Here is a 25,326-nt window from a genome sequence, read left to right as displayed (position 1 = left end):
TTAGCTCTCCTGTGAGGTGTCGAGTTCGATACTGACCGCGATTTCTTTCGCGCTTTCGTAAGGTCGCACCACGATAAAAATTTGCACCTTGACGCTACTCGCCCAGGTAATGCTGATGTCCCCGTCCTGCGGCGGTTTCACTTCCCCAGGGAATTCAATCCCGTTGATTTGGGAAGTGATCGCCATTTCGCGCAGGGGCTTGCCGAAATACGTCACGTGGGCCGCAATACTGCCCGGCGTGCTATTTAGCGAACGGTCGGCGATTTTCGGGATGGCACGCAAACGCACACGGCGGGAGGCTTTATCGACGATGCGCACGTTTTCAATGGTCTGGTAGTCGCCGCCTTCGACGTCGAGCGTGCAACCGTCAGCCCAATAGATGCCGTCAAAATCGTGGTACCACATCGGAACGCTGAAACGGTTGGTGTTCAGCGCCTGCAACGTGGCTAAGTCCAGTTCCACACCGTCGCCGTCTTTGGGCAGGCTGTCGCTGCCGAGTGCCGTTACTGCTCCCGTTGCTACGCGGGCCGGGCTGTCGGCAACGGTCACTGAGCGGTTACACAGGCGACCGGCCAGAACGCCGGGTTCATTACCCCACAGGCGTGGTACAAGCTGGACGCCAGGGGACGCAATGCCCTGTTGCAGCACGGTCATGCGGGTTAAATAATCTGTCCAGGATTCATCTGCATCAGGGCCGCTGACGGCCAGCAGGAACCACACGAACCGGCCAAATTTGGCTTTTAGCGTGTTACGCATCTCCGTGGCCCGGTTGATGGTGGCCGCTGCCGTCGTATCAAAGGCCAGGACAACGCCTTCCACCGATGCGGCGTTCTGGCCCGCCATGACGGCGGCCATCCAGTCAACATCTGGCTTATATCCCTCCGCTTCCGTGTCGGGTTCAGTCATAACATGCACGTAGGCGAACCAGTTTTGCCCCGCATTATTGGCCGCTGCGGATACCAGCGATTTCAGAAGGCTATCGGCTGCACCCAGCGCTGTGTCCAGGTCGCTTCCGGTGTTTAACGCCTGGGTTTTCCCGAGGTTGGTTTTGCCATACCCGACAAACAGGACGACGCGTTCAACGTCGGTTGTTGTGCCGTTATAGCGGTTAATCTGACTGACATTTACGTTGGGCCAGTTCATGGCTACCCCCTGATATCCTGCGCGTTGACGTCCCAGCCGAAGCCTATCGCCTGCAATTGCCGCGCAAGTATTTTGTTAAATTCGTCGTTGCTCACGCCTAAAAATACGCGGCCCGGTATGTCGATTGTCCAGGTGCGTTTTGACGATGTGCCCCGTAGCTTTTTAATCAGTAATCCCGCCTGAGCCATGCTCATGGTCGCCACGATGTGCTTACTCGACGGCTTGACCCAGCGTTTGCCCAGGCGAGTTTTGAACCCCAACGCACGCAGCTTCTTAGCCTGTCGCGGGAGTGCGGGCCGGTTGGCCTGCGGCTTTCGCGGGGCGTTGCTGGCATTCATCTGAATGCGGGCGCCGTCCTGTTGCACGGCGCCGACCAGGCCCGCCGCAATTGGCTTCGCCCCGTTGCGGTAATTCCCGCCTTTGAGGTAAATCCGCACGCCCTGGATTTCCGGCATTTCCCGCACGGCCAGGAGTTTGGGCAGGCCGCGCAGCATCTTGCCTTTGCCGCGCTTTCGCGGTGACCACGGCGTCCCGTCCGGGTCTGCCTGGTTCCGCTGGTTGCGTTTGGCCGCCACGATGATGCCAAGTTTTGCGATTCGCCATAGCAGGCGCTGGCGTTTCTTCGGCGGCAGGTCTGCGGCGGCCAGCGCCGCACGCAGCTGTTTCAGCTGGCGTTGATTCAGTTCCCCCCGGATCACAATTCATTCTCTCGGTGGGTCACAAACTCAGCGTCGGTTGCTGTCCAGATTTCGGGGTTTACAACGTCCCAGCGCTGCCCTTTGAAAGGGATCACGCCCTTGTCTGTCGGGGCGATGATGATCGGGTCAGCCAGGGCGACGACGATTTCCAAAATGCACGCACCCTCATCATCAAATTCCGGGTCGACCGTGGGGTCGGCGAGTTTTAGCTCGTCGTGCAGTTCGTTGGCGGACTCTGCAATCCAGGCCAACACCAGGGCGTACACCACGCCGGGGGAATAACGCCGGTACGGGTAGTTATCCCAGGACAACCGGGCGTTGTAGCGCAACACGCCGACGCGACGCTGACCCAGTCCCAGCGCTTTGGCACTGCGGACAATTTCGCAATCATCCATCGAACTCTGAAACATCTGCATAGCATCGGGCGGCATATTGGCCGTAATGAAGTCCGTCAGTTCTTCTAACTGGCTCATATCAGATGCACCCCGACGCGCGGCAGTTGCAACATGTTGCGCATGACATAAGCCGCTTCGGCCAACAGGTTGGCGCGGGTGTCTGTGCTCTCTTGTCCGGGGTGTGATTCCCGGCGCCCGATGGCGGCAAATTCACCCAGTAAATCGGCCTTTGCCCTGGCATAGACGGCCTTTTTGTACTGGGCCGTCAGCTGATTTTCGTCGCCCATCTTTGCGCCGGGCACGTCTTTGGCCTGGGCATTTCCTTTGCCCGTCCAGTACGTGACCACGTCGCCTAACGTGCTGTTGACCTCGGCAATGGCCGCCAGTACGGCGACGCCTGCAATTTCGGGCGGCAGGTCGGCGGGGATGGTGCGCGACTTTTGAAACTCGGCGAGATTCAAATCCGGCCAGAACGCCACGCCGTTGGTGATGGCGTCGTCCTGATATCCCACCGGCCTGCCGCTGATACTGAAACTTGGGCTATTCATCGGATACACCTTGTTAAAAAGAGAAGCGGGCTAACGGTTTCCACGGCCAAAAAGCCTTACGGGCTTTATGCCTCCACCGCGCCCGCCCCGGCTTGCGGTAGTCTTTACTGCGCGATCAGGCTGTTAATACGGGCCTGGATTTTTACGCGCATGGTTTTTACACCGGCGTTACGGTTGAACTTCTCCGCCTGGGCAAGCAACGCGTCGGCCTGTTCCAGCGTGTCGACATCTTCCACTGCGGTGGCACGCGGTGCGCCGTTCTCGTCGCGCAGCATGTACAGACCGGCAAACTTGAACCATTTGGCGTTGATGTCTTCATGCAAACGCCATTTATCGCGGATGTTGTTAAACGTCCGGCTAAAGTACGGCTCAATGCTGTGGCCTGCGGCGGCCTCATTGATGGCCCATTCCATGACGGTATCGGCCACGAACGCCGGTAAAGTGGATTTGAAGTTCTCCGGCATGACCTGGCCTTCGGCGATTGCCGTATCTGCCCAGTCGAGCGCCTTTTCCATTTCCCCTGTGTCAAGCAACCAGATCACGCAGTACACCAGCGCCGGATTTGCATAACGCTTATCACCGGCGAGGTAGGCTTCCACGGTCGGCAACCAGCGCGGCAGCAGTTCGTCCCGCTTCATTTCGATGCGGTCTTCCGTGCGTGGCAGGCTGCGCAGCTGCGCGACATCGCTTTCCAGTTCCAGTTTTTGCAGGTGGAAACTGACCGGCGAGGCCGTGAGGGCTTCGCGGTTATCCAGCGCCTGAGTAGCCTTCACGCGTGCGCGGTGACGTTGACAAGGGGACATGGCCATAGCGCTACTCGCCTCCGCCGTTTGCTGGCGGTGTGACCGCTTCCGCCAGGTCGATTTTGTCGTAGGCCGCATACAGTTCATCGTGCTCTACGGCGTAGCCTTCCATGCGCAGATAACTGTTTTCGAACTGTTTGCGGTCATCGCTCCAGTCGGCTTTACGCTTGCGGGTACCGGCCTGCGTGTAAATGTGCAGGTTTTCCAGCGTGGTGATGATCAAACGGCCTTCCGGCATAAATGGCGGGCGGTAGACGTCTAGGCCAGCAATCTGGCGGTTCATCAGCTGCGCGGCGACTTTCTCTGTCGGGCGGTCAACCATGTTCATCATGGTGGTGGCGTCTTTACCGATAAGGTCACCGGAAATCAGTACGCACAGGCGTGGATCATTGCGGTACTGTTCCAAAATGCAGGCATGAAGCAGGTCAGTGACCGCCGCATCCAGTGACACGAAATCCGCACCGCTGCCGCCGAGCGTGACCGCGTCGGTAATAATCTGGGCCGGTGAACGGTCTTTGACGATTTTGTGCCAGCCGATGTTGACGTCTTCCCCGTTCGGATTGGCCTCCGGGTCGGTAGTTTCTGCAACGCTGGTACCGTTGCAGGCAACGCGCAGCATGTCGAGCGCAAAGGATTCATTACTGAACGCCTGGATACGCTGGAAGAACTCGTCTTCGCTGCCGGAGTTTGCCCAGTTGGTCAGGGTGTTGTAGTCCAGGTACGAACCGGAATCCGTTTCGTACAGCTTGTACTCGTTGCCTTCCACGCCCAACGGGCGAGAGAATCGGCCCCCTTTTTTACGTCCGGTATAAATCCCCGGTTTGCCGGTGCTGACGACCTGGCCGGTGGTCTGGTTCACGTCGGTGACGTTAATCAGGCGCAGGAAGTCGGACGCTTCGAGCAGCGCGTTGCGCAGGATGGTTTCTTTTGGCGGGGTGATCGCGAAAAACTTCGCGGTGTCACGCACGCCGTAAGATTTAGCCAGGGCCGTTGTGAACTTATGGAGCAGTCCTTCGGCCTGGGGTGATAGTTGCTGGTTTTGTTGCATGGTGTTTTCCTTAAAAAATGACGCGTTAACGCAATAAACGGGCGCCTTACACTAAATCGCGCGGCTTATCGCTACCGGCAGGGGCGCGGTTTGGGCGCTGCGTGCCGCCATTTTCCTGGACTGACAACTTGGTCATGACCTCTGACAGCTGCGTTGTCAGTTGGGTGATCGCGTCATTTTTGTTTTGCTTACCAGAGCGGCGGGCACTGAACTGGCGGCGCTCACGGCGTGACGTTCGCGCCGGTTTCGAACCGACGTTAAACGCCTTCATGGCTTTCACCAGGTTGGCTTTTGCGACGGTAAATTCTGCCGCTTTCACTTCGTCGTCTGGGTTATCGGCAACGTCGGCGGCAATTTCGGCGACCTGGTCGGCGGCTTCGGCGATATCCGTTGCGATATCCGCGACCGCGTCGGCTGCCTGGTCAGTGTTATCAACGTCCGGGTCGTCGCCAGTGCTGGCGTCGCTCATGTCGGTGAGCATTTGCATCATTTGCTGCAAGAGGGCTTTTAATTCATCCATCTTTTGTTCCTCGCCCTCGTTGGGCTTGTTGGTGTCGGTGTTGGGTTCTGGCGTTGGCGTAAACTCTTTACGGGTGGAAAATAATTTCCCCCAAAAAGAGGATTCTTTCTTTTGAGTCTTTAATTTCCCCAGGCTGAACGTTTCCAGGCTGCCGTGTTCAGCGTCCTTTTCTTCACCTGCTAATTTAAATTTGAGTTTCTCAGTGCCAAGGCTTGCCGGAATATCTGTCACGGCTAAACCCATTAAATATTCGCGACCGCTTCCGGCAAAGTCGCCCATGAATTCAGCAGAGGTAAATAACTTTTGCCCGTCTTCATTGGCGTAAATAAGAAAACGATTTGGAATAAGCTGGGCATAAAGTTTTACAACGCCGTCCACGGCTTCGGTTTTTAACGCATCGACTTCACCCAAGTTGCAGGTGAATTCCCGCTCTGCATATTCATACTGCGGATGGTGAGGCCAAATCAGCGCGGTGTAGGTATCGCGGCTGTAAGTTTCTGCCGCATCAATTAACCATTGCGCCTCAATGGTGCGACCGTCAACAGCCTGCCCCGACGTGGCGATACATAACCAATCAGTGCGGTAATTAGGTTGCGGCATAACTGACCTTAATAATGTAATGAGTTTATCAGACGGTATTCTGTGAAGGGCAGTATTACGAATTGAAGAATAACGCGCACCCGCTTTATTTCGGGTGCGTTCGGATATAAGGCGTTAGCCTACTATTGCCGATATTTAATGATAAATGGCTTTGTTATCTCCCGTCATAATGGCCGCATGGCTAAATACTCTGATGAAATAAAAGAAGCGGCCCGCGCCTTATATATTAAACGCTGGCAGCCGAAAGATATCGCGCAGGAATTAAACCTCCCGCCGCGCACGGTTTACCATTGGGCGGACGTCGGCCAGTGGGCATCACTGTTGCCGGTGGACTCGGTCGAACATGTGATCGCAAGGCGCATCGACCAGTTGACGCGCCGCGAGAAAAAAACGTCCCTGGAACTGGAAGAACTCCGCGACCTGGTCGCCCAGCACGTCAAGCTGATGGCCCAGCATAATAAACACGCTGAAAAGATGGCCGAGATTAAGGCTAAAAGCGTGGTGACCTATGACGGTGACGGCTTCGACGGCGCCGAACCTGGAGAAGGGCGAAAACGAAAATATAAGAAAAACGACGTATCCGGCATCACGGCGGAAATGCTCGACGAGTGGGCACGCGAACACCTGTTCGATTATCAGCTGCATTGTCGCGACCATAAGGATGAAGACTGGCGGTTTATCCTCAAAAGCCGACAGGTTGGCATGACCTACTATTTTGCATGGGAAGCCTTCGAAGATGCCGTCGTCAGCGGCGACAATCAGGTCTTTTTCTCCGCCTCCCGCGCCCAGTCGGAAATCTTTCGGGAATACATCGTCCAGATTGCACAGCAACATTTCGGCATCACGCTGACCGGGAAAAACATCCGACTCAGCAACGGCGCCGTGCTGCGTTTTTTGTCCACCAATGCCAGCACCGCCCAGGGCTTTAATGGTCACCTGTATGGCGATGAAGTGTTTTGGATCCCAAAATTCACTCGCCTGCATGAAGTGGCGTCAGCAATGGCGACGCACAACAAATTCCGCACGACCTATTTTTCCACACCCAGCGCGAAGACCCACCAGGCGTATACAGTGTGGACGGGGGAAGCGTGGAGCGAGGACGACCCGACACGTAAAGGTAAGGTCTTCCCCAAAGAGAAGGCCATGCGTGAAGCAGGTATCCGCTGCCCTGATGAAATCTGGCGGTACATCATCACGATGGAAGATGCCATCGAAAGCGGACTCGCCGCGCTGGTCGATATTGAGCGCCTTCGCAACAAATACAATCCGACCGCCTTCGCCATGCTTTACATGTGCCAGTTCGTTGACAGCAAAGACGCCGTTTTCAAACTGGCGTCTCTGGTGGCCTGCGAAGTAGACGCGGGCACCTGGGGCGATTACGACCCGACCGCCGCCCGGCCATTTGGTAACCGGGAAGTGTGGGCCGGTTTTGACCCGTCCCGGTCGGGGGATAATTCCACCTTTGTGATAGTGGCCCCGCCGATTTTCGATGGCGAGCGCTTCCGCGTTCTCGCTATCTACCAGTGGCAGGGGCTTAATTTTAGCTGGCAAGCAGAGCAGATAAAAGGGCTGATGCGCCGGTTCAATATTACCTATATCGGTATCGACACGACCGGCATCGGAAAGGGGGTTTTTGACCTGGTGACCAAGTTCGCACCCCGCGAAGCGACCGCGATTTTGTACAGCGTCGAGAGTAAAAACCGCCTGGTGATGAAGATGATTGATGTGGTGGAACGTAAGCGCATCGAATGGGCGAAGGATGCCCAGGACGAAACCAACAAAGAACGGGCAGAAATACCGGCCAGCTTTATGGCAATACGCCGGACTACAACGGCCAGCGGCAACGCGCTGACGTTCGTCGCCGAACGGTCGGACGCCACCGGCCACGCGGACGTTTTCTTTGCCATTTCCCACGCCGTGATTAATGAACCTATCGACTATGAATTTGACTGCCCGTCTACCTGGGCCTTTGGACAAGCAGCATGACAACAAAACAGCGTAAGCAGAAAAAACAACGTGTCGCAGCCGCTGCGAAACCTAAAACGTTCACGCCAGCAGCCGGAAAGGGCAGCGTTATCACCTTCGGGGAACCTGAACCGATACTGACGACCGGCACGGATTACCTGAATATTTGGTATGAAAACGGCTATGACCACTGGAGCCTCCCGATTGATCGCATGGCCCTGGCACAGCTGCCGAATCTGAACGGCCAGCACGGCGGCGTACTGTATGCGCGGCGCAATATGGTGGCCGGTGGCTACCTGGGCGGGGGGTTATCAGCGGATCAAATCGAGCAGATGGCGTTCGACTATCTGCTATTCGGCGACGTGGCCGTCCTGAAAATTCGCAACGTTTTCGGCGAAGTCATCGACCTGTTGCCGCTGCCGTCTCTGTATTTGCGTTGCCGGAAAACGGGCGAATTTGTGGTGTTGCAGGAAGGGCCATCACTGGTTTATGACGCGTGCGACGTGGTGTTTTTCAAAATGTATGACCCGCGTCAACAGGTTTACGGACTGCCGGATTATATCGGCGGCATCCATTCCGTGTTGCTAAACAGCGAGGCGACGATATTCCGGCGCCGGTATTACAACAACGGCGCTCATATGGGGTTCATTCTGTATGCCAATGACCCGAACATCACCGGCGAAGTGGAAGCGGAAATCAAAGCCAAAATTGAGCAGTCCAAAGGGTTGGGCAATTTCCGCAACATGTTTATCAATATACCGAAGGGCGACCCGGAAGGGGTCAAGCTGATACCGGTCGGCGAGGTTGCCGCGAAAGATGAATTTGCGAACATTAAGGGTATCACCGCCCAGGATATTTTAACCGCCCATCGGTTCCCTTCCGGGCTGGCCGGTATCATCCCGACCAACGGCGCGGTCATGGGGAACCCGGAAACGGCCCGCAGTACTTACCGGAAAGACGAGGTGATCCCGCTGCAACGCAAATTTATGAACGGTATCAACACCGACCCGGAAATCCCTCCACATCTACACCTGAATTTTGACGTTGAAATCCCGGTAATTAAGCCAGATAAGGGCGAAAAATGAGCGCAGATAAGCTAAAATCAGCCCAATTGTTGGCACTGGCGTGCGGGGTTGTAAACATGCGTATATTCAAAATTAATTGCCCGGAGTGTGGATCACCGGCAATCATTCGTAAATCAGACTGGAAAGATAAAAAGCTGGCGGATTTGTACTGTGCCTGTTCAGAAGTTGAGTGCGGCCATACGTTTGTTTTTAACGCGACGTTCTCGCACTCACTGAGTCCCAGTGGGTTGACGGGAAACAAGCTGGTTAAATTTCTGATTGATCAGCTTAAACCCGAGGAAAGGCAATTTGCTTTAAATCTTCTCAATACTCAGTAGTATGATGAAAGCCCCGATTTAACGGGGCTTGTATTTCTACTCGTTCGAAGTTATGGAAGACAGCTCTCACAATAAACTTTTAGCTCAACTACTTTTGTTTTTTCTTTAACAAACTTAGATTTATCATTGTTCCATTTACGTACAACATCAGCAGGGATTGCTGGGTTAGCATTTTGGATTCTTATTTCAATTTTATTTATTTTATCTTCAAGAGATAAAATTTTATCCGTAAGACTTACTATACTAGTTTCTGGTGATAGTTGGATTTTAAATTTTCTTATTGAATCAAATATCACTTGTATTTCTTGGCTGGTTTTTGAGTGGATTATATTATAATTGTTTTCACTGAAAGCATGGTGTTCTTGATTCTGCATCCCCCAACTTAAGAAGTTATTTTTAATTTGATTAATGTTTTCTAATCTATCTCCTAACGATTCAATAAGTACGGCGTACATTTTTTCTAAGCTGACTTTGATTAAGTTAGGCTTTACATAGTCTCTGTTAGTGAAGCTTGCTGTAAGGCTTAGTTCTGATTCAACACAATGTAAGGTTGCTAGTGACTCGAACCAAATTCGGCAATAAATAAGAGCTTGTCGTATATCATAGTGTTCTAAACTTTCTGCTATTTTTCCTTCAAACGAAATATCACGTTCTTCATAATGAATACCATGTGGATAGCACTCAAGTATAAAGCTAGAAAATTCACCATTCCCTAAGCTTTTTTCTCTATTACTATATAGTTCCCAAAAAAGTTTATCATGGGTTGTTATTATTTTTTGAGTTCTTTTAATATAAGGATCAGTTAAAAAGGTATTGATGATATTGGATCTGTGTTCGGTATCGATGGCATTAACCACATCATCAAAAACTATGAATTGAGATTGTTTCTTTTTAGCCAAGGCTAATAGTATAGCTAACCCTAGTGATTTTAGATGTCCTTCGGAAAGTCTGACAAAAGCATCAGTTTGTACGCCATTAATATCAAGTTGTAATCGATATGATTTCAAAGAATCAACATAAACAAATGCTATGCTGTCAAGTTTTTCGCTGTCATCATCATGTTTATTTATTTCGTTGTAGTAATGTACAATGGAGTTATTTATACCAACAATAATTTGTAGTTCTTTAGACCTTTTGAAAGCATAGGCCTTGGTGTAAAAGTCTTCATATTCGCGTTGGAGCTCCCTTAAAAAATTATTGTGTTCAACCTCTTTAAGATATAACTCCTTTTCTTTTTTTATAGAGTTTAGTAACCCATCAAAAGCCTCCTTTTTTTTCTTTTTATCATGAGTTTTAAAGCGATAAATTGCAAAATTATTCTCAATTGATGATATTACTCCTTTCGTAGACTCAATATTTATATTTAATTTTTGTAGTGCTGCTTCTATGTTTTTAATTGTTTCATTGTGCTGTTTGGATTTTTCGTTGTATTGGTCCAACATATCACATGAAAATAACATTTCATCTAATGAAGTTAATTGCTCAATAATTGCGCTGTCATTGCTTTTGTTTAAATTACTTGAAATTTCTGAAAGCCTATTGAAATCGCAATTAATAATTGTATTTGTAGGTGATATGAGAAACGCTCTTAATTTTACTAACACAATTTCTATTTTTTTATCTATATTACTTTTAGTATTGGTTAGATATTTCTGTAAATTTGTTATGTAAATAAATGAGTTCAATATCTCAATAGAGTTTTCTAATGGATCTTTATGTACTTCAGTCAGAGGAGTTCGACAAAGAGGACATGTTTTGTAATCTTGGTTTTCCAAAACCTTTTTCGATAAGTTAAATAAAGCAATATTGTTTTCATCGTAAACGGTTTCTTTAAGCTTTGTTTCTATTCTTTTCTTTTTCTCTATAAGATTGCAAAGTATAGAAATTACTTGGCGAGATTTCCCTATATCTATTTCGACTGAAGGTATTCCTTTTCTTAACTGCTCTTTTTTTTCATTCATTGTTGATAGATAATTTTTGACATGTGGGAGTTTTATTTTAACCACGTTGGAAAAATATCGTTCACTAAGATTTTTATAGTCACAACCTAAAGATTTTATAATTTCTAACTTGATGTTTTGTAATTCGATACTGTTTTCTGATGATTTTTTTCTAAATTGTTCAAGCTTGGATTCAAATACCTCCAATTGATTCTCATGAACAGTCTTTAGAAAATTAAGAGCATTGAAACTTTTAGGTGCAACAAGTGTTCCTAGAAAGTCATCAAAATTTTCAAGCCCTACAAGGGCAGCTAATACATCACGCTCACCAAATTTTGTATCATCAGAACCTAATAATGAAAATTCTTGGAGTCTATTGCGGTCAATAAAGTTAAATTTGTAATCTGGATTTGCTTGTATTGCTTGGTTGGTATGGTCTAATAAGGTGATAGAGTGTTTACCATCTCTCCTTATGTAGTTTTTTATTGAAGTTTTCCTTCTCCCCGCCTCTTTAATATCGCCAGTTGTTTGATATTCAAGCACCTCACATAAACTACTTTTTCCACCACCATTAGGTGCGAAGAAGATATTATTCAATTTATTAAATTGAATTTTAACTCCTAAATCCTCTTCGGTTAGACGACCAAATCCGCGAAAATCGCAAACCTGCAACGTGTTTATTTTTTTAAGTGAGTTTGTAGGGTTTAGCGGCTGGGGGCGGTGTGAGTCATAGAATTTTTGATATTTATCAATTCTACGTATAAACGAGGGTTTTGCTATGGCATTTTGATTTTCAATAGCATGCTTAAGGCGGCCGGTAATCCTGTTAGCAGTGCTATTTTTATCAATAATTAACCATGCCAATAGTTTCCATGAGTAATTATCTTTGCTGTAATTATTGAAAAGAAATTCAGAAATATGTTCGTCCATTTTCTACCTTAAACTTTTTTATAGGCATAACCATTTTGAATAAGTGGTAGTTACGATATACAAAATAGGCATCATTTTCTATAGAACTAGTAAGGTTTCTATGGAACTAGAAAACTAGCCGCACGAACCTTCTTCCAAAGGATTTCGACCCGCTGGACACGGAGAGATTGGAAGTTGGTTAATAAATCTACGGTTTTACTAGCCCAATAAATTCGGTTTCCGAATAATATGCTTCCACCCCGTAGAAGGGAAATTGCCTGTGTTTGGGTTATCGCAAGCTGTTGCAGTTCGCTTCCCGCTAAAATCCGACCGATAGCTGGCGCCATTGCCTGAATCCTAGCTTGTTTGTCAGCAGCACGCCTGCGGGTTTTTTCCACGGCTTCACGCCAGGCTACGTCCAAATCACTGCCTGGGATGTAAGGGGAGCCATTTTTTGGTCGTGCCGGGGGGGGCTCGTAGTCTCCGCAACAGCCTGCGCCGCGTGGCGTCGTCCATTGCCTCAAAATCGGTTATTTTTTCTTCAGACTCTTCTGTCATAGCCTCATCGAACGGCATCAAATCGGTTATTTTTTCGATGTCCGTAGAGTTATTGACAGAACTCCAAGGGACGGCGGGGCCGTCCGGTAAGGTCAAAATCTCCGAGGTTTCGCGTGCGTCTTCGGTCTGTGGCGTCTTGAGTTTGGCGACAATTGTCCATGTTTTAAGACGGGTGCAAACGCGGGAATCATCCCCCAGACGCGGCGAGAAGATGCCGAAAATCTTTTCTACGATTTCCCCGTAAGCGTTCGGCTTGTCGGCGTCGTGGTAAGCCAGGCGCACAACGTAACTTTCGCGGGGAATGAGTACGCCGCCCTGTTTCATGATGTAGGTGGCAAAACAACCGGCATCAGCCGCCGCCAAGACGGCATCCATCGCCGGATCCGATAAAAGGCGCTGACCGCGCTTGAATGTATGCGACTTGATAAGCTGCCCGACCAGCGCATTATTAAGTTTGCGCAGTTCCCGCCAGACCGTGACCGGCGGTGTGCCGATGGCCTGGTACTGGCGGATACGGTGGCGGGATGCCCAGGCCATGGCCAGCCTGGCAGTTTCTTTCAGCGGTTTGCCGGTTTCATGGTCTTTTTCTCCGTCCAGGGCGTAACCGTCGATATTCTTCGAAATGTATTTGGCTATGTACGCGGTCGCGCTGCCCTTCTTCGGGTCCAGGCGTTTGGCCGTAAAACGGGCGCTGGTGCGTTTACTCAGTTCGCTACGGTCTTCTTTGATGGCATAGCCGCGCATGATAGTCGTGATCGCGTTGCGTTCCTCCGGGCGCATAAACAGCAACAGATGCCAGTGCGGCGTTTCGTCGTGGTGTGGCTCGGCAACCCGAAACCCATAGACCCGCAGGCCTTCCCGGCCCAACTTCGAACCGATACGCGACCAGAGGCTGGTAAGGTATTTTTGCGCCTGCTTTACATCACTGTGGTTCCACTTCGGGTTAGCGTGGCCGCTGGCATTCGTGGCGTGATATTTCGACGGGCATGTAATGGTATAAAAAACGCCAACGTCGCCGCGCGACTGGGCCACAAACTCTATGCCTTTCATTCGGGCCATTAGTTCGTTACGACGGATCGCCGGGTTACTGATGCTGGCGTCTACCATAGACTCCAGGGAAACCCGGTTCCCTTCATCGTCTGCCAGTTCGTGAGATTTAAAGAATTCGCGATTTTTCCTGCGTTGTTCCAGCCAGTCGGCCAGGGCATCGCGACTGATGTAGGGCGTGGCTCGTTTGTGAACGTTGCCGATAGCGCGGAGTTGGTTTTCCCGCCAGTCGCAGCGAAGCCGCCACAACTGGCGCTCCCACCAGTCCGGGTTAATCATGCGGGCCATAGCTGATACAAAAACCGCACGGTCGAGCGGTTCAGGCGGCAATACTAACGGATTGAATAACGGGCTTATGACCTTCCAAAATGGTGGCCGAACGCGAAGCGCGTTAACCTCAACGGCCATATGACGATAAATAAATAACAATTCGGCGTCAGTCAGACCGGTGGCATTCCCGCCGCGTTCATCTGCGGCCGTCGTGAACATTTCATTCAGGCGTCCCGCAACTTCATTAGCCAGGGTTTTGACTCTGGATTTTGTAAATTCAGCCAGATGGAAATATGACGGGCGATAATAGGCGATGAATTCGGAGTCGTGGCCGGTGCCGACGCCGTGATATTTACGGACAGCGTCGAGGCGCAACAATGCGCTCTTAATGGTGCCCATCAAAAACGCATTGGTGTGCTTAGTCCCGCGATTATCGCGAAGCCAGTTTATTTTTTTCTCAAAGGGCGCGCGGATAAAATACGGCTGTTCATGGAACCGCGCTTCGATGCCTCCCGGGGTTTCTGACCACGACGCCTGGGCACGTTCAAAAGCGCTGCGTTCGGCAGCTGCGCGGGCTTGTAGCAGGTCACGCAATACCGTGCTGATCTCGTCAGATTCATGAGCGCCCTTTTTTTCCAGGCGGTTGAGGTGAGCAACAACGGCGGGATGCTGTTCCACCGGCGAGGCGGCAACAACCGGCGCAGGTGTTTTGTCGACGCCGATCGCTTTTAAAGGGGCATTCCACGGATAAACCCCAGCGAACGCGTCAGCGTTGCCGGGGTATGAAGGAGGTGGAGTGGGGGCCATGCGGCCCCTGGTGTTAGTTTTATTGTTAATAGTGTTTCCTCAGATTCGCTGATTTGTGGATGCAGAAAGCCCGACGTGTGAGCGCCTATATAAAAAATTCGGTTGGTTTAAATATCTAGAATTCGGTCAGACGCCGAAATGTAATTAGGTAGTGCGTGCCCCCATTTGGACAGGCTATTCATTGAGTCGATTATCTTTTCCCGCTGGTACTCGCTGAAATCTTCGAAAGGTTTTCCGATGTCAGACGGGGTAAATAGTTTGGGTGTGCGGCGGTTCGATAGCGTCAACACTACGAACTTGAAATCATCACTGGCCATATTGAACCGGCGCAACGCAATATTTTCATGACGTTTAAAAAGCTTGCGAGCCGTTATCTGGAATTCTTCAAACGGTAACGGCGCAATATACTGATTATTTGAAGTCTGCATAAATCACCCTGCGAATTAACTACGCGAAAATACCCATCAACCGGGCGAACCAGCGACGTTTATTTCGTGGGCGGGACATGAAGGGAAGACGGCGACCGTTAACGAATTGCACGTCTGTGGCTTTGGGCTGGAAGAAACGACCGTCCGGGGTTTCAATCCATCCGCGATGGTGAGCACGGTGTGTGACAATCTGGCCGTTCGTTAATAATCCGGCAAGTGCCGGACATTGGATCGGTTCCATGATTAAGCCTCGTCGAAAATAACGGTAAACGGTTCAGGGATTTTATGGGTTTTACTCCACAGTTCGGCGGCGGTACTTAATTTGATAGCCTCGGCACTGCCTGCATAAGCAGCCGCCCCGGCAATCTCTCGCAACTTTTCACAGGCCCAATAGATTTCACTTTCGGAGTGTGCCGGTGCTTTTGCGGTCGCAACTAACTGGCGACGTTCGTACATGCTCAGAACTTTGTTACCCGCTGCCAAAAATGGTGTCTTCATGCCGCTTTCTCCTTCTGGCTGTGAAGTTCGTCAATGTACGCAGTCGCCTGGGCCTGCGCGTCGAATAACCCGAAAGATTGCTCGTCGAATTTTACTTCGTAGCGAGCAATCTTGCTGATAAGCGTTTTAGGGCGGCGGGTAATTAAGAAGCCGCGATAAATTGAGGAATAGCGGCTGATTTCACGGATTGAATGACTCATACAGACGCCCGTCCATTTGCTGGCCGTGAACCTTTACCGGTCGAACGACGGTAAGTCGCTTTGTCGCGCATGAGGCGATCAATGTGATAACGCTCGTCTGCGGTGATGATGGCGCGGCAATGGCGCAAAGCGTCTAAATATTCCTGCATCATGATGAAGCGTTTAGGTCGTTTTGAACCTGGCATCCCTTCGCGATGAACGGGAATCTGATTTCTGTCCATCAGGTGTTGCACCGATTTGAGGGTGCGACCAGTCAGGTACGCAAATTCCTCAGCACAGACAAAAATCTGGCTCGCTAACTCGTCTGTCGACATATCCCGCAACTTATGAATTTGTTTCTCTGTCATACGGCATACTCGCAGCGCACGTCCCGTATCAACAGGGAATTGTCTTGCGTACTGTGTGTCAATTTCGCTGATGTTTTTCATTATGCTAAAATCCCTCAATTGGCCCCCATAGGGGCTAAGTGGGTACAGGATGTGCTTTGCCACTTCCTGAGTTGAGTACGCTTAATTATGTTGAGAACTATGAACTATGTCAAGAACGCAAGGTGAGAAGTTGGCTCTTATCCGTGACTCTGAGCGGATTACAAAGAGGCAATTAACTGATTTAACAGGAATTAACTACGGCACATATCATGGGTATGAGAGTGATAAATCTAAAATGACCTTAGAATCGGCTGTTAAGCTCTTTGGTCATCCAAGATTTAACAAATACCAGGACTGGTTTATGTATGATCGGACGGATCCGGCGAAGGGGCAGATTGCTCCGGCGCTTGCGCACTATATGCCAGACGAAACAACCTCAAGCCGCTAAGGGATGAGAACTGGTTAGATATTTATTACCTTTGGGCTGAAGAACTGAGGGTAAGAGTTGAGCAGTACATCGGAGGGTTATCTTATGTCAATTAAGAAACTCGAAGATGGTCGCTTTGAAGTAGATGTAAGACCGCGGGGACGCAATGGAAAGCGTATCCGTAAAAAGTTTGACCGCAAGGCTGATGCTCATGCCTATGAGCGAAGCATCATCGCTAAATACCAGAACAATGATTATCTCAATCGGCCAGCTGATAAACGTCGTTTGAGCGAATTCATTGAGACCTGGTGGATGCTATTAGGCCGTAACCTGCCATACGCTCGGCGTAGGTTAAGTACAGTGAACGGAATTTGCCGCGATATGGACGACCCAATGCTCTACCAAATAGACTCAAGGTGCTTAGTCGATTACAGGGCTGAACGTCTGGAAAATGGGATTAAAGCATCCACCATCAATCACGATCTTTTTGCTTTGAGCGGTATCTTTAAGGCAATGGGTGCAATTGATGAGTTCCACGGAGAAAACCTGATCGCGACACTTGCCCCACTGCGGGAAGTTCGTTCGGAAATGTCGTACCTTACGGAAAGCGAGATTGATATTTTTCTTAGTTCGATAAAGGGGGATTATTACCGGATAGCCGTACTTTGCCTGGCAACGGGTGCGCGATGGGGTGAGGCTTACGGTCTTAAAGCTGAGAATATCATTCACAATAACGTGATGTTCTCCCATACTAAAAATGGAGAAAAACGCGTTGTTCCCATATCCCAGGAAGTGGCCGACATTGTAAATACCTGTGAAACAGGCCGCTTATTTAAAGTGAGTTACAGCCGTTTCCGCAAGATGATGAAGGCGGCAAAACCTAATCTGCCAGATGGTCAGGCAGCCCATGCATTACGCCATACCTTCGCCACTCATTTTATGATGAAGGGCGGCAACATTATCACCCTGCAAAGAATACTAGGACATGCGGATGTGTCGCAGACTATGACCTACGCACACTTCTCCCCGGACTACTTAGCCGACGCGGTAAACTTTAATCCGCTTTCCAAAGTGTCCACATTGCGACCACAGTTAACAGGTCAAACGGGGGTAAATGGGGTATAAAGGGTAGATAATATACTAATTCCCCGTAGTCACTTAGGTGGCTGCGGGGTTAAGATTCCCCCCATCAAGGGGAAGGTCAAGGAGCACACCATGAATATCAGCGATGTGGCTAAGAAGACCGGATTAACCAGTAAAACGATCCGCTTTTATGAAGAGAAGGGACTGGTAACGCCCCCGCTGCGGAGTGGGAACGGCTATCGCAGCTATACCAGTAAGCACATTGAGGAACTGACGCTGCTGCGACAGGCGCGGCAGGTGGGATTTAACCTTGAGGAGTGCCGTGAAATGATCGGCCTGTTCAATAACCCTCAGCGGCACAGTGCGGATGTTAAAGCGCGTACCCTGGATAAAGTGGCGGAAATTGAATCACATATCCACGAGCTGAACCTGATGCGTACGCGTCTGCTGGCTCTGGCAGAGAGTTGCCCCGGCGATGATAGTGCCGAGTGCCCGATTATCAATAATTTTGCAGGCTGCTGCCACCCCTAAGCCGCATTTGCCAGAAATGAGCAGCCCCGGTAGCTGTAGCTGCACAGGCAGCCCCCCAGCATAATTCATGCCAGCAGCATTGTAGCATGATTCGTGCCTGCAGCATTGCAGCATGAGTTGCGCCAGCAGCATCATTAGTAACATTTGCAGCTACTGGCATGGGCAACATAGCATCCCGGCAGATCCGTTCAGCGTATCACTCTGGTGTCCGTCCCTCCGGCGTTGGCAGGGCGTCTGATAATGCGCAGGGTAATACCCTCTACGGAAACTACGGTAACCGGCGTCCCGGCAGGAAAGTCTTCTCCGGCCTGAACGCGCCAGCTACTGTCACCAATCCGCACGTGCCCAAAACCATCTGTCAGCGCTTCATCGAGCGTTAGCTGTCGGCCAATTAGCTGACTACCACGCTGGTTGAGGGTGGAAATAGGTTTTTTGCGGTCCTGATCTTTCAGCCAGTGGTTCCACCACAGCGCTGAAAGGATTGTTAGCAGGGCGAAACTGATCCCCTGCCACTCCCAGGGCAGCGGCACCAGCCATACCAGCAGGCTGACCAGTACAGCGGCCACGCCGCTCCACAGCAGGTAACCGCTGGCACCGAGCATTTCCGCCGCCAGCAGGACACCGCCCAGCGTCAGCCACAGCACCCAGGGTGTTGCCAGCAGATCGCTCATCATCAGATTTTCCGATCCTTCTTACTCTCACTGAGTAGCTCAGAAATACCGGCGATGGAGCCCATCAGGCTGGTGGCTTCCAGCGGCATCAGCACCATTTTGCTGTTGCTGGACGTGCCAATTTTTTGCAGCGCGTCAGTGTATTTTTGCGCAACAAAGTAGTTAATTGCCTGAATATCCCCCGCGGCGATAGCCTCCGACACCATTTTAGTCGCCTGCGCCTCGGCTTCTGCGCTTCTTTCACGCGCTTCCGCCTGAAGAAATGCCGACTGCCTTTCGCCTTCAGCCTTGAGAATTTGCGACTGCTTTTCCCCTTCGGCGCGCAGGATCGCTGCCTGTCGAACCCCCTCGGCCTCCAGAATGTCTGCGCGTTTGGTTCGCTCAGCTTTCATCTGGGCATTCATTGAGGCAATCAGTTCGGCAGGCGGGCGAACATCGCGGATCTCAATACGGGTTATTTTGATGCCCCAGGGGTTGGTGGCTTCGTCCACAATGCGTAACAGCCGGGTATTAATATTGTCACGCTGAGACAGCATTTCATCCAGCTCCATCGAACCCAGCACGGTACGCATATTGGTCATGGTCAGATTGATGATCGCCAGTTCCAGATTACTGACTTCATAAGCGGCGCGAGGAGAATCCACTACCTGAATAAAGCACACGGCATCAATGGTTACGCTGGCGTTATCCCGGGAGATAATTTCCTGCGAAGGAATATCGAGGACCTGCTCCATCATATTGATTTTACGGCCAACTCTGTCCATAAAGGGCACAATCAGGTTAAGGCCGGGCTGGAGCGTGTTGGTATAGCGGCCAAACCGCTCTACCGTCCACTGATAGCCCTGTGGAACGATTTTGATGCCTGACCAGACGACGATCAACGCCAGGATGATAATGACAGGAATAACAGTAAGCATAAATTAACCTCCGGATTGTTGCTGCCAGGGCCGAATCATTCGGCCCGCGCCCATCATTCTACAGCATGTCGGGCGGTTAGCTGCTTCTTAATAGTACAGAAGCAATCAGTAAAGCAGGGAGTAAAGCTGGCGGCGATATTTAGCTGCCAGCGCGTCGCCGGTGCCCAACGCCGCAAGGATGTCCTGCAATATTTTACGTACCTGGCCGTTAGCCGCGCCGAGATCTTTTTTCAGGTGACCAAACAGCAGCTCAAGCGCTTCTTCATTGCGTCCTACCTGATGCAGCTGTAAAGCCAGCTGCGTTGCCAGCTCAGCGTTGTCCGGCTGGGACGCAATCTGCTGCTGAAGTTGCTGAATTTCCGGCGTGTCGGCGGCCTGCTTAAGCAGTTCGATTTGCGCAATAAGCCCCTGATAGCGCGTATCTTTATCCTGAAGTGGCACGACTTTGAGCACCTCTTCCGCCTCTTCGCTGCGGTTAAGGGCAATTAGCGCCTCGGCCAGCAAAAAGCCCATTTCGCTGTTCTGATTACTCAGCTGCCAGGCTTCCTTAAGCAGGGGAAGGGCATCCAGCACCTTGCCTTCATCCATCAGGCGCATACCTTCCTGCGCTTTCAGCTCCTCTTCCTTTGGCAGCACCTTATGCAGCAGCGCGCGAATAGCCTCTTCCGGCTGTGGGCCCTGGAAGCCATCCACCGGCTGACCATTCTGGAAAAGATAAACGGTCGGGATGGAACGCAGGCCGAACTGCTGCGCGACGGCGGGTTGTGCATCGCAGTCCAGCTCCGCAAGGACAAACTGCCCGGCATATTCCTGCGCCAGGCGCTCCAGCACCGGGGTTAACTCCTGACAGTGCTGGCTTCGTGCAGACCAGAAGTAAAACAGCACGGGCACCTGCATCGACTGTTCAAGCGTCTGCTGGAGGTTAGTTTCGTCAATTGTAATGATGCTAGCTTGTGGTGACATGAGTTCGTCTCTTATCAGGGTTTCTCATTGTATTGGGGCGACCGCGTAAGCTTCAAGGCCTGATGACATCAGCAGGCTACTTACCACGCAAAATGCGATCCAGTATCCAGCCCGGAAGTAAGCGCCGTAATATCGTCATTGCGTGCGCGACCAGCGTCACGGGATAGCGCAGCCGCGGATGTTTGCTCTCCAAAGCATGGCGCAACCTGGGTAATATTGCCTCCGGCGGCAGGGTAAAGCGTGCGGCAATACCGGGATTTTTTACCGGCTTATCGCGCTCGGCCTGGCTAACGTTGTCGGTAAAGCGGGTACTGATTGGTCCGGGCTCAATCAGGCTCACGCGTATACCGCTGCCGTGCAGCTCCATGCGCAGCGCATCAGTCCATGCCTCCAGCGCGTACTTGCTGGCTGCATAAGCACCGCGTCCGGGTGTGGAAATCAGACCCAGTACCGAGCTGGTATTAATGATGCGCGCATCGCCGCTGGTGCGCAGCGCGGGCAGCAGAAGCGTAGTGAGCTGATGTGTACCAAACAGATTGGTGGCAAACTGCTGCTCCAGCTGCTGGCGAGAGATGGAAGCCAGCGGCCCGTATACGCCATAGCCGCCGTTATTGAAAAGCCCATCCAGGCGGTTATCGCACAGCGCGATAATTTCCCCGGCAGCCCGCTCCACGCTGATGCTGTCGTTGAGATCGAGCTGGATGCCGGTAAAACCCAGCGCGTTCATACGCTGTACATCTTCGGGTTTACGACAGGCAGCCAGAATCCGGTACCCACGGCGCAGCAGGTCGTTGGCAGCAATTAAGCCTATTCCACTGGAACAGCCGGTAATAACAATATTTTTTTGCATAGGGTTACCTGTGAGCGGTCATCACAACCGGTCATTTTTGCTTAATCAGCGGAGCCAGTTCGCTGGCCATCAGCCCGGTAATAAAGGGCTGAGCATCAGGGTTAGGATGAATACCATCCTGCTGCATCCATTCCGGCTTCAGGTAGACCTGCTCCATAAAAAAAGGTACCAGCGGAATGGCGTTCTCTTTCGCCAGCCGTGGGTAAATGGCACCGAAGGATTCGGTATAGCGTCGGCCATAGTTGGCAGGCAGGCGGATTTGCATCAGCAAAGGCTGAGCACCGGCCGCTTTGACCTGGCTGATAATCGCGCTAAGATCCTTCTCGATAGCCTGTGACGGGAAGCCGCGCAGTCCATCATTTCCACCCAGCTCGATCAATACCCACCGCGGCTGATGCTGTTTAAGCAGAGCTGGCAGGCGAGCCAGCCCCTGCGCCACGGTGTCGCCGCTTATGCTACCGTTAACGACAGCGGGCGAACTATGCCACTTATCATTAAGTTGCGCGGGCCATGCGGCGCTGGCGGACATGCGATAACCAGCGCTCAGGCTGTCACCGAGCACCAGCAGCCTATCTGCCGCCGCCGCGCGTAGCGATATCAAAGCCAGTAATAAAAGGACAGGGTAATGCCAGCGGAAAACATTCTTGAAGTTCATCGTCTTAGTAAGTCCGTCGGTCGGGGTGAGCATCAGCTCTCCATCCTTACCGGAGTTGAGCTGGTTGTCAAACCAGCTGAAACCCTCGCACTGATTGGCGAGTCAGGCTCCGGCAAGTCAACCCTGTTGGGTATTTTAGCCGGGCTTGATGATGGGACCGGGGGAGAGGTTAGGCTGCTGGGTTCGCCCCTTCATCAGATGGATGAGGAGCAGCGGGCCGCGCTACGGGCGAAGAGTATTGGTTTTGTTTTTCAGTCTTTTATGCTGGTTCCCACGCTCAACGCACTGGAGAACGTTCAGCTTCCGGCACTGCTGCGCGGCGATAGCGACAGGCAGAGTCGTGCTCAGGCGCAGGCGTTGCTAACCCAGCTTGGCCTTGCCGCGCGCATGACGCACCTGCCCGCACAGCTTTCAGGCGGTGAGCAGCAGCGCGTAGCGCTGGCCCGCGCGTTCAGCGGACGTCCCGCGCTGCTGTTTGCCGACGAACCTACCGGAAATCTCGATCGTAAAACCGGCGATCGCATTGCCGACCTGCTATTCGGGCTCAACCGCGACTATGCGACCACGCTGATTCTGGTCACGCATGATGAACAGCTGGCTGCCCGCTGCGATCGGCGGCTACGCGTGCGTGACGGTAAACTGTGGGAGGAGGCATGATCTGGCGCTGGTTTTGGCGAGAGTGGAAGTCCCCCTCGCTGCTGATTGTCTGGCTGGCGCTCACGCTGGCGGTGGCCTGCGTACTGGCACTCGGTTCACTCAGCGACAGGATGGAAAAAGGACTGACTCAGCAGAGTCGTGACTACATGGCAGGCGATCGCACGCTGCAAAGTGCCCGCGAGGTACCCCAGGCGTGGCTTGATAACGCGCAACAGCTGGGGCTGAGGGTGGGGCGGCAGCTCACCTTTATGACCATGACCTTTTCCGGCGATACGCCCCAGCTGGCTTCGGTAAAGGCCGTTGATGACAGCTACCCCCTGGCAGGACAGCTGGCGACCGAACCTGCGGCACTAAAACCCGCAGTGGGGACGGTGCTGGTGGCACCGCGCCTGCAGGCGCTGCTTAATCTGCCCGCAGGCAGTCAGCTGGATGTTGGTGATGCGACGCTGCGCGTCGCGGGCGTGGTCGTTCAGGAGCCGGATGCGGGTTTCAATCCGTTCCAGACTGCGCCACGGTTGTTAATGAACCTGGCCGACGTGGAGAAGACCGGCGCAATTCAGCCTGGCAGTCGGGTTACCTGGCGCTATAAGTTCGCCGGTACGCCCGCCCAGCTCAGCCGGTATGACAGCTTCATTGCTGCGCATCTCCAACCCGATCAGCGCTGGATAAGCGTGGAAAACTCAGAGGATGCCCTGAGTAAATCGATGCAGCGTGCGCAGCAGTTCCTGCTGCTGTCGGCGCTGTTAACGCTGATGCTGGCCATTGCGGCCGTCGCCGTTGCCATGAGCCACTACTGTCGCAGCCGCTACGATCTGGTGGCGGTCCTTAAGACGCTGGGAGCGGGTCGCACCGCCCTCAGAAAGCTGATTGTCGGTCAGTGGCTGGCGGTACTGCTGCTGGCGGCAACGGGCGGCAGCGTACTCGGACTGGCCTTTGAGCGCATTCTGCTGCTTCTGCTCGGGCCGGTGCTGCCGGCGCAGCTGCCGCCAGCGAGCGGCTGGCCGTGGCTCTGGGCGCTGGGATCGCTGTTTATTATTTCACTGCTGGTGGGGCTGCGCCCCTATCGTCTGCTGCTGGCTACGCAGCCGCTGCGGGTTCTCCGGCAGGATGCTGTCGCCAACGTCTGGCCCCTGAAGTTCTACCTGCCCGTCATGGGGCTGGCAGTGGTGGCACTGCTGGCCATACTGGTTGGCGGCAGCGGCCTGCTCTGGGCGCTGGTTGCGGGTATTGTGCTGCTTTCACTACTGCTGGGCGCAGTCGGCTGGGCCGGATTATGGGTTATGCGTCGACTGACCGGGCGGAGTCTGCCATTTCGTCTGGCGATAAACCGGCTGCTGCGCCAGCCGTGGACGACTCTCAGCCAGCTGGCGGCCTTCTCACTTTCATTTATGCTGCTGGCGCTGCTGCTGATTATGCGCGGAGATCTGCTGGATCGCTGGCAACAGCAGATGCCGCCCGGCAGCCCTGACTACTTTCTGCTGAACCTGACGCAGGATCAGGTACCGCAGGTCAGGGCATTCCTCGAACAGCATCAGGTCCAGCCACAGACCTTTTATCCGATCGCCCGGGTCAGGCTGACGGGGATCAACCACCAGCCTGCCGATCCGACGCGCGATAACGCCCTTAACCGCGAGCTTAACTTAACCTGGCAGACGCAGCTCCCCGATCACAACCCGCTGGTGGCGGGTAGCTGGCCACCAAAAACGGGAGAGGTGTCAATGGAGGAGGCGCTTGCCGGCCGGCTGGGGGTAGGGCTGGGTGACACGCTGACCTTCACCGGTGACACTCAGGATTTCTCGGCCAAAATTACCAGCCTGCGCAAGGTAGACTGGGAGAGCCTGAAACCTAACTTTTTCTTTATTTTCCCACCAGGCGCGCTGGATGCCCAGCCGCAAACCTGGCTAACCAGTTTTCGGCTTGAGGGCAACACGGCGATGCTGGCCCAGTTAAACCGCGCGTTTCCTGGTCTCAGCCTGCTGGATATCGGTACGCTATTGCGGCAGATTGGGCAGGTTCTTGCCCAGGTCAGCAGGGCGCTGGAAGTGATAGTTATTCTGGTGACCGCCTGTGGCATCCTGCTGCTGCTGGCGCAGATTCAGGTTGGAATGCGCCAGCGCAGACAGGAGCTGGTGGTCTGTCGTACGCTGGGAGCCGGTAAAAAGCTTCTGCGGCATACGCTGTGGTGTGAGTTTGCGCTTCTGGGTGCCGTATCAGGACTGGCCGCCGCATCCGGTGCCGAAGCGGCCCTGTGGGGCCTGCAACGCTACGTATTTGATTTCCCGTGGCAGCCTGACCTGCTGATTTGGCTTGTACTGCCGCTAGCGGGTGCGCTACTGCTGTCATTGTGCGGAGGATGGCTGGGCGTGCGGCTGTTGAAAGGGAAAGCGCTGTTTAGAGGGTTTAACGCGGCATAGTCATCAGGCTG

At 52.4% G+C, this 25,326-nt stretch carries 27 protein-coding genes; 8 read left to right on the top strand and 19 right to left on the bottom strand.

Going from position 1 to position 25,326, the window contains the following annotated elements:
- The 7 genes from ACLRGG_RS16025 to ACLRGG_RS15995 form a co-directional block, all read right to left on the bottom strand.
- The gene (locus tag ACLRGG_RS16025) at nucleotides 1-1,143 is read right to left on the bottom strand and encodes a DUF2586 domain-containing protein (RefSeq protein WP_416250714.1); all 1,143 of its coding nucleotides are present in this window, start codon (nucleotides 1,141-1,143) and stop codon (nucleotides 1-3) included.
- A gap of 2 nt (nucleotides 1,144-1,145) precedes the next feature.
- Complete coding sequence (locus ACLRGG_RS16020; protein ID WP_416250914.1) at nucleotides 1,146-1,844, bottom strand: hypothetical protein; 699 nt, start codon at nucleotides 1,842-1,844, stop codon at nucleotides 1,146-1,148.
- Nucleotides 1,838-2,314, bottom strand: a complete 477-nt coding sequence (locus ACLRGG_RS16015; RefSeq protein WP_416250713.1) for a phage tail protein — start codon at nucleotides 2,312-2,314, stop codon at nucleotides 1,838-1,840. The genes ACLRGG_RS16020 and ACLRGG_RS16015 overlap by 7 nt, the downstream gene beginning before the upstream one ends.
- A complete protein-coding gene (locus tag ACLRGG_RS16010; RefSeq protein ID WP_416250712.1) occupies nucleotides 2,311-2,784 on the bottom strand; it encodes a head completion/stabilization protein in 474 nt (157 codons plus the stop codon). Before ACLRGG_RS16010 ends, ACLRGG_RS16015 begins: the two co-directional genes overlap by 4 nt.
- Before the next feature lie 104 nt (nucleotides 2,785-2,888).
- Entirely contained in the window at nucleotides 2,889-3,593 is a 705-nt protein-coding gene (gene gpM, locus ACLRGG_RS16005; RefSeq protein ID WP_416250711.1) for a phage terminase small subunit, read from the bottom strand.
- A 4-nt stretch (nucleotides 3,594-3,597) separates the two neighbouring features.
- Nucleotides 3,598-4,635 carry a phage major capsid protein, P2 family gene (locus ACLRGG_RS16000; RefSeq protein WP_416250710.1) on the bottom strand — a complete coding sequence of 346 codons (1,038 nt, stop codon included), beginning with the start codon at nucleotides 4,633-4,635 and terminating at the stop codon, nucleotides 3,598-3,600.
- A 46-nt stretch (nucleotides 4,636-4,681) separates the two neighbouring features.
- A complete protein-coding gene (locus tag ACLRGG_RS15995; protein ID WP_416250709.1) occupies nucleotides 4,682-5,755 on the bottom strand; it encodes a GPO family capsid scaffolding protein in 1,074 nt (357 codons plus the stop codon).
- 177 nt (nucleotides 5,756-5,932) lie between these two features.
- On the opposite strand from ACLRGG_RS15995, the gene ACLRGG_RS15990 reads away from it, so the two are divergent.
- The 3 genes from ACLRGG_RS15990 to ACLRGG_RS15980 are packed head-to-tail and all read left to right on the top strand — an operon-like array spanning nucleotide 5,933 to nucleotide 9,122.
- Nucleotides 5,933-7,741 carry a terminase large subunit domain-containing protein gene (locus ACLRGG_RS15990; protein WP_416250708.1) on the top strand — a complete coding sequence of 603 codons (1,809 nt, stop codon included), beginning with the start codon at nucleotides 5,933-5,935 and terminating at the stop codon, nucleotides 7,739-7,741.
- Entirely contained in the window at nucleotides 7,738-8,805 is a 1,068-nt protein-coding gene (locus ACLRGG_RS15985; protein WP_416250707.1) for a phage portal protein, read from the top strand. The genes ACLRGG_RS15990 and ACLRGG_RS15985 overlap by 4 nt, the downstream gene beginning before the upstream one ends.
- A complete protein-coding gene (locus ACLRGG_RS15980; RefSeq protein WP_416250706.1) occupies nucleotides 8,802-9,122 on the top strand; it encodes an Ogr/Delta-like zinc finger protein in 321 nt (106 codons plus the stop codon). Before ACLRGG_RS15985 ends, ACLRGG_RS15980 begins: the two co-directional genes overlap by 4 nt.
- Before the next feature lie 50 nt (nucleotides 9,123-9,172).
- Here the strand turns inward: ACLRGG_RS15980 and ACLRGG_RS15975 are convergent, their stop codons facing one another.
- From ACLRGG_RS15975 to ACLRGG_RS15945, 7 genes are all read right to left on the bottom strand, one after another.
- Nucleotides 9,173-11,992 (bottom strand): AAA family ATPase, encoded by a 2,820-nt coding sequence (locus tag ACLRGG_RS15975; RefSeq protein WP_416250705.1) that lies wholly within the window; start codon nucleotides 11,990-11,992, stop codon nucleotides 9,173-9,175.
- A gap of 402 nt (nucleotides 11,993-12,394) precedes the next feature.
- Nucleotides 12,395-14,653 carry a replication endonuclease gene (locus ACLRGG_RS15970; protein ID WP_416250704.1) on the bottom strand — a complete coding sequence of 753 codons (2,259 nt, stop codon included), beginning with the start codon at nucleotides 14,651-14,653 and terminating at the stop codon, nucleotides 12,395-12,397.
- Between the two features lie 107 nt (nucleotides 14,654-14,760).
- Entirely contained in the window at nucleotides 14,761-15,081 is a 321-nt protein-coding gene (locus ACLRGG_RS15965; protein WP_416250703.1) for a hypothetical protein, read from the bottom strand.
- Nucleotides 15,082-15,100: 19 nt separating this feature from the next.
- On the bottom strand, nucleotides 15,101-15,322 hold the full coding sequence (locus tag ACLRGG_RS15960) for a phage filamentation protein Fil family protein (protein WP_416250702.1): 222 nt from the start codon (nucleotides 15,320-15,322) through the stop codon (nucleotides 15,101-15,103).
- Nucleotides 15,323-15,324: 2 nt separating this feature from the next.
- Nucleotides 15,325-15,579 carry a hypothetical protein gene (locus tag ACLRGG_RS15955; RefSeq protein ID WP_416250701.1) on the bottom strand — a complete coding sequence of 85 codons (255 nt, stop codon included), beginning with the start codon at nucleotides 15,577-15,579 and terminating at the stop codon, nucleotides 15,325-15,327.
- On the bottom strand, nucleotides 15,576-15,779 hold the full coding sequence (locus ACLRGG_RS15950) for a hypothetical protein (RefSeq protein WP_416250700.1): 204 nt from the start codon (nucleotides 15,777-15,779) through the stop codon (nucleotides 15,576-15,578). Before ACLRGG_RS15950 ends, ACLRGG_RS15955 begins: the two co-directional genes overlap by 4 nt.
- Nucleotides 15,776-16,207, bottom strand: coding sequence for a hypothetical protein (locus tag ACLRGG_RS15945; protein ID WP_416250699.1), 432 nt, complete (start codon nucleotides 16,205-16,207; stop codon nucleotides 15,776-15,778). Before ACLRGG_RS15945 ends, ACLRGG_RS15950 begins: the two co-directional genes overlap by 4 nt.
- A gap of 106 nt (nucleotides 16,208-16,313) precedes the next feature.
- Between ACLRGG_RS15945 and ACLRGG_RS15940 the strand changes: the two genes are divergently transcribed.
- From ACLRGG_RS15940 to cueR, 3 genes are all read left to right on the top strand, one after another.
- Nucleotides 16,314-16,595 (top strand): helix-turn-helix domain-containing protein, encoded by a 282-nt coding sequence (locus tag ACLRGG_RS15940; RefSeq protein ID WP_416250698.1) that lies wholly within the window; start codon nucleotides 16,314-16,316, stop codon nucleotides 16,593-16,595.
- Between the two features lie 84 nt (nucleotides 16,596-16,679).
- Entirely contained in the window at nucleotides 16,680-17,699 is a 1,020-nt protein-coding gene (locus ACLRGG_RS15935) for a phage integrase (protein WP_416250697.1), read from the top strand.
- 90 nt (nucleotides 17,700-17,789) lie between these two features.
- Complete coding sequence (gene cueR / locus ACLRGG_RS15930) at nucleotides 17,790-18,188, top strand: Cu(I)-responsive transcriptional regulator (protein WP_416250696.1); 399 nt, start codon at nucleotides 17,790-17,792, stop codon at nucleotides 18,186-18,188.
- A gap of 188 nt (nucleotides 18,189-18,376) precedes the next feature.
- On the opposite strand, the gene ACLRGG_RS15925 is transcribed toward cueR, so the two are convergent.
- From ACLRGG_RS15925 to tesA, 5 genes are all read right to left on the bottom strand, one after another.
- A complete protein-coding gene (locus tag ACLRGG_RS15925) occupies nucleotides 18,377-18,862 on the bottom strand; it encodes an NfeD family protein (RefSeq protein ID WP_416250695.1) in 486 nt (161 codons plus the stop codon).
- On the bottom strand, nucleotides 18,862-19,776 hold the full coding sequence (locus ACLRGG_RS15920; RefSeq protein WP_416250694.1) for an SPFH domain-containing protein: 915 nt from the start codon (nucleotides 19,774-19,776) through the stop codon (nucleotides 18,862-18,864). Before ACLRGG_RS15920 ends, ACLRGG_RS15925 begins: the two co-directional genes overlap by 1 nt.
- 105 nt (nucleotides 19,777-19,881) lie before the next feature.
- Entirely contained in the window at nucleotides 19,882-20,739 is an 858-nt protein-coding gene (locus ACLRGG_RS15915) for a co-chaperone YbbN (RefSeq protein ID WP_416250693.1), read from the bottom strand.
- A 76-nt stretch (nucleotides 20,740-20,815) separates the two neighbouring features.
- Nucleotides 20,816-21,589, bottom strand: a complete 774-nt coding sequence (locus ACLRGG_RS15910) for an SDR family oxidoreductase (RefSeq protein WP_416250692.1) — start codon at nucleotides 21,587-21,589, stop codon at nucleotides 20,816-20,818.
- 31 nt (nucleotides 21,590-21,620) lie between these two features.
- Entirely contained in the window at nucleotides 21,621-22,244 is a 624-nt protein-coding gene (gene tesA, locus ACLRGG_RS15905) for a multifunctional acyl-CoA thioesterase I/protease I/lysophospholipase L1 (RefSeq protein WP_416250691.1), read from the bottom strand.
- On the opposite strand from tesA, the gene ybbA reads away from it, so the two are divergent.
- Together ybbA and ybbP are read left to right on the top strand one after the other, a co-directional pair.
- Entirely contained in the window at nucleotides 22,215-22,901 is a 687-nt protein-coding gene (gene ybbA / locus ACLRGG_RS15900) for a putative ABC transporter ATP-binding protein YbbA (RefSeq protein ID WP_416250690.1), read from the top strand. The genes tesA and ybbA overlap by 30 nt on opposite strands.
- The gene (ybbP, locus tag ACLRGG_RS15895; RefSeq protein WP_416250689.1) at nucleotides 22,898-25,315 is read left to right on the top strand and encodes a putative ABC transporter permease subunit YbbP; all 2,418 of its coding nucleotides are present in this window, start codon (nucleotides 22,898-22,900) and stop codon (nucleotides 25,313-25,315) included. Before ybbA ends, ybbP begins: the two co-directional genes overlap by 4 nt.
- Nucleotides 25,316-25,326 lie beyond the last annotated feature (11 nt).

The organism is Erwinia sp. PPS120 (genome assembly GCF_047918655.1).
GTDB classification, from domain to species: domain Bacteria; phylum Pseudomonadota; class Gammaproteobacteria; order Enterobacterales; family Enterobacteriaceae; genus Erwinia; species Erwinia tasmaniensis_A.
This window is presented reverse-complemented; position numbering and strand designations above follow the sequence as displayed.

Coding starts and splice junctions, on each gene's coding strand:
- ACLRGG_RS15985 (WP_416250707.1), top strand. CDS start 7,738: ATGACAACAAAACAGCGTAAGCAGAAAAAACAACGTGTCGCAGCCGCT.
- ACLRGG_RS15910 (WP_416250692.1), bottom strand. CDS start 21,589: ATGCAAAAAAATATTGTTATTACCGGCTGTTCCAGTGGAATAGGCTTA.
- ACLRGG_RS15915 (WP_416250693.1), bottom strand. CDS start 20,739: ATGTCACCACAAGCTAGCATCATTACAATTGACGAAACTAACCTCCAG.
- ACLRGG_RS15920 (WP_416250694.1), bottom strand. CDS start 19,776: ATGCTTACTGTTATTCCTGTCATTATCATCCTGGCGTTGATCGTCGTC.
- ACLRGG_RS15975 (WP_416250705.1), bottom strand. CDS start 11,992: ATGGACGAACATATTTCTGAATTTCTTTTCAATAATTACAGCAAAGAT.
- ybbA (WP_416250690.1), top strand. CDS start 22,215: ATGCCAGCGGAAAACATTCTTGAAGTTCATCGTCTTAGTAAGTCCGTC.
- ACLRGG_RS15945 (WP_416250699.1), bottom strand. CDS start 16,207: ATGAAAAACATCAGCGAAATTGACACACAGTACGCAAGACAATTCCCT.
- ACLRGG_RS16000 (WP_416250710.1), bottom strand. CDS start 4,635: ATGCAACAAAACCAGCAACTATCACCCCAGGCCGAAGGACTGCTCCAT.
- ACLRGG_RS16025 (WP_416250714.1), bottom strand. CDS start 1,143: ATGAACTGGCCCAACGTAAATGTCAGTCAGATTAACCGCTATAACGGC.
- ACLRGG_RS15965 (WP_416250703.1), bottom strand. CDS start 15,081: ATGCAGACTTCAAATAATCAGTATATTGCGCCGTTACCGTTTGAAGAA.
- cueR (WP_416250696.1), top strand. CDS start 17,790: ATGAATATCAGCGATGTGGCTAAGAAGACCGGATTAACCAGTAAAACG.
- tesA (WP_416250691.1), bottom strand. CDS start 22,244: ATGAACTTCAAGAATGTTTTCCGCTGGCATTACCCTGTCCTTTTATTA.
- ACLRGG_RS15980 (WP_416250706.1), top strand. CDS start 8,802: ATGAGCGCAGATAAGCTAAAATCAGCCCAATTGTTGGCACTGGCGTGC.
- ACLRGG_RS15950 (WP_416250700.1), bottom strand. CDS start 15,779: ATGAGTCATTCAATCCGTGAAATCAGCCGCTATTCCTCAATTTATCGC.
- ACLRGG_RS15955 (WP_416250701.1), bottom strand. CDS start 15,579: ATGAAGACACCATTTTTGGCAGCGGGTAACAAAGTTCTGAGCATGTAC.
- ACLRGG_RS15960 (WP_416250702.1), bottom strand. CDS start 15,322: ATGGAACCGATCCAATGTCCGGCACTTGCCGGATTATTAACGAACGGC.
- ACLRGG_RS15925 (WP_416250695.1), bottom strand. CDS start 18,862: ATGATGAGCGATCTGCTGGCAACACCCTGGGTGCTGTGGCTGACGCTG.
- ACLRGG_RS15970 (WP_416250704.1), bottom strand. CDS start 14,653: ATGGCCCCCACTCCACCTCCTTCATACCCCGGCAACGCTGACGCGTTC.
- ybbP (WP_416250689.1), top strand. CDS start 22,898: ATGATCTGGCGCTGGTTTTGGCGAGAGTGGAAGTCCCCCTCGCTGCTG.
- ACLRGG_RS15990 (WP_416250708.1), top strand. CDS start 5,933: ATGGCTAAATACTCTGATGAAATAAAAGAAGCGGCCCGCGCCTTATAT.
- ACLRGG_RS15940 (WP_416250698.1), top strand. CDS start 16,314: ATGTCAAGAACGCAAGGTGAGAAGTTGGCTCTTATCCGTGACTCTGAG.
- ACLRGG_RS15995 (WP_416250709.1), bottom strand. CDS start 5,755: ATGCCGCAACCTAATTACCGCACTGATTGGTTATGTATCGCCACGTCG.
- ACLRGG_RS15935 (WP_416250697.1), top strand. CDS start 16,680: ATGTCAATTAAGAAACTCGAAGATGGTCGCTTTGAAGTAGATGTAAGA.
- gpM (WP_416250711.1), bottom strand. CDS start 3,593: ATGGCCATGTCCCCTTGTCAACGTCACCGCGCACGCGTGAAGGCTACT.
- ACLRGG_RS16015 (WP_416250713.1), bottom strand. CDS start 2,314: ATGAGCCAGTTAGAAGAACTGACGGACTTCATTACGGCCAATATGCCG.
- ACLRGG_RS16010 (WP_416250712.1), bottom strand. CDS start 2,784: ATGAATAGCCCAAGTTTCAGTATCAGCGGCAGGCCGGTGGGATATCAG.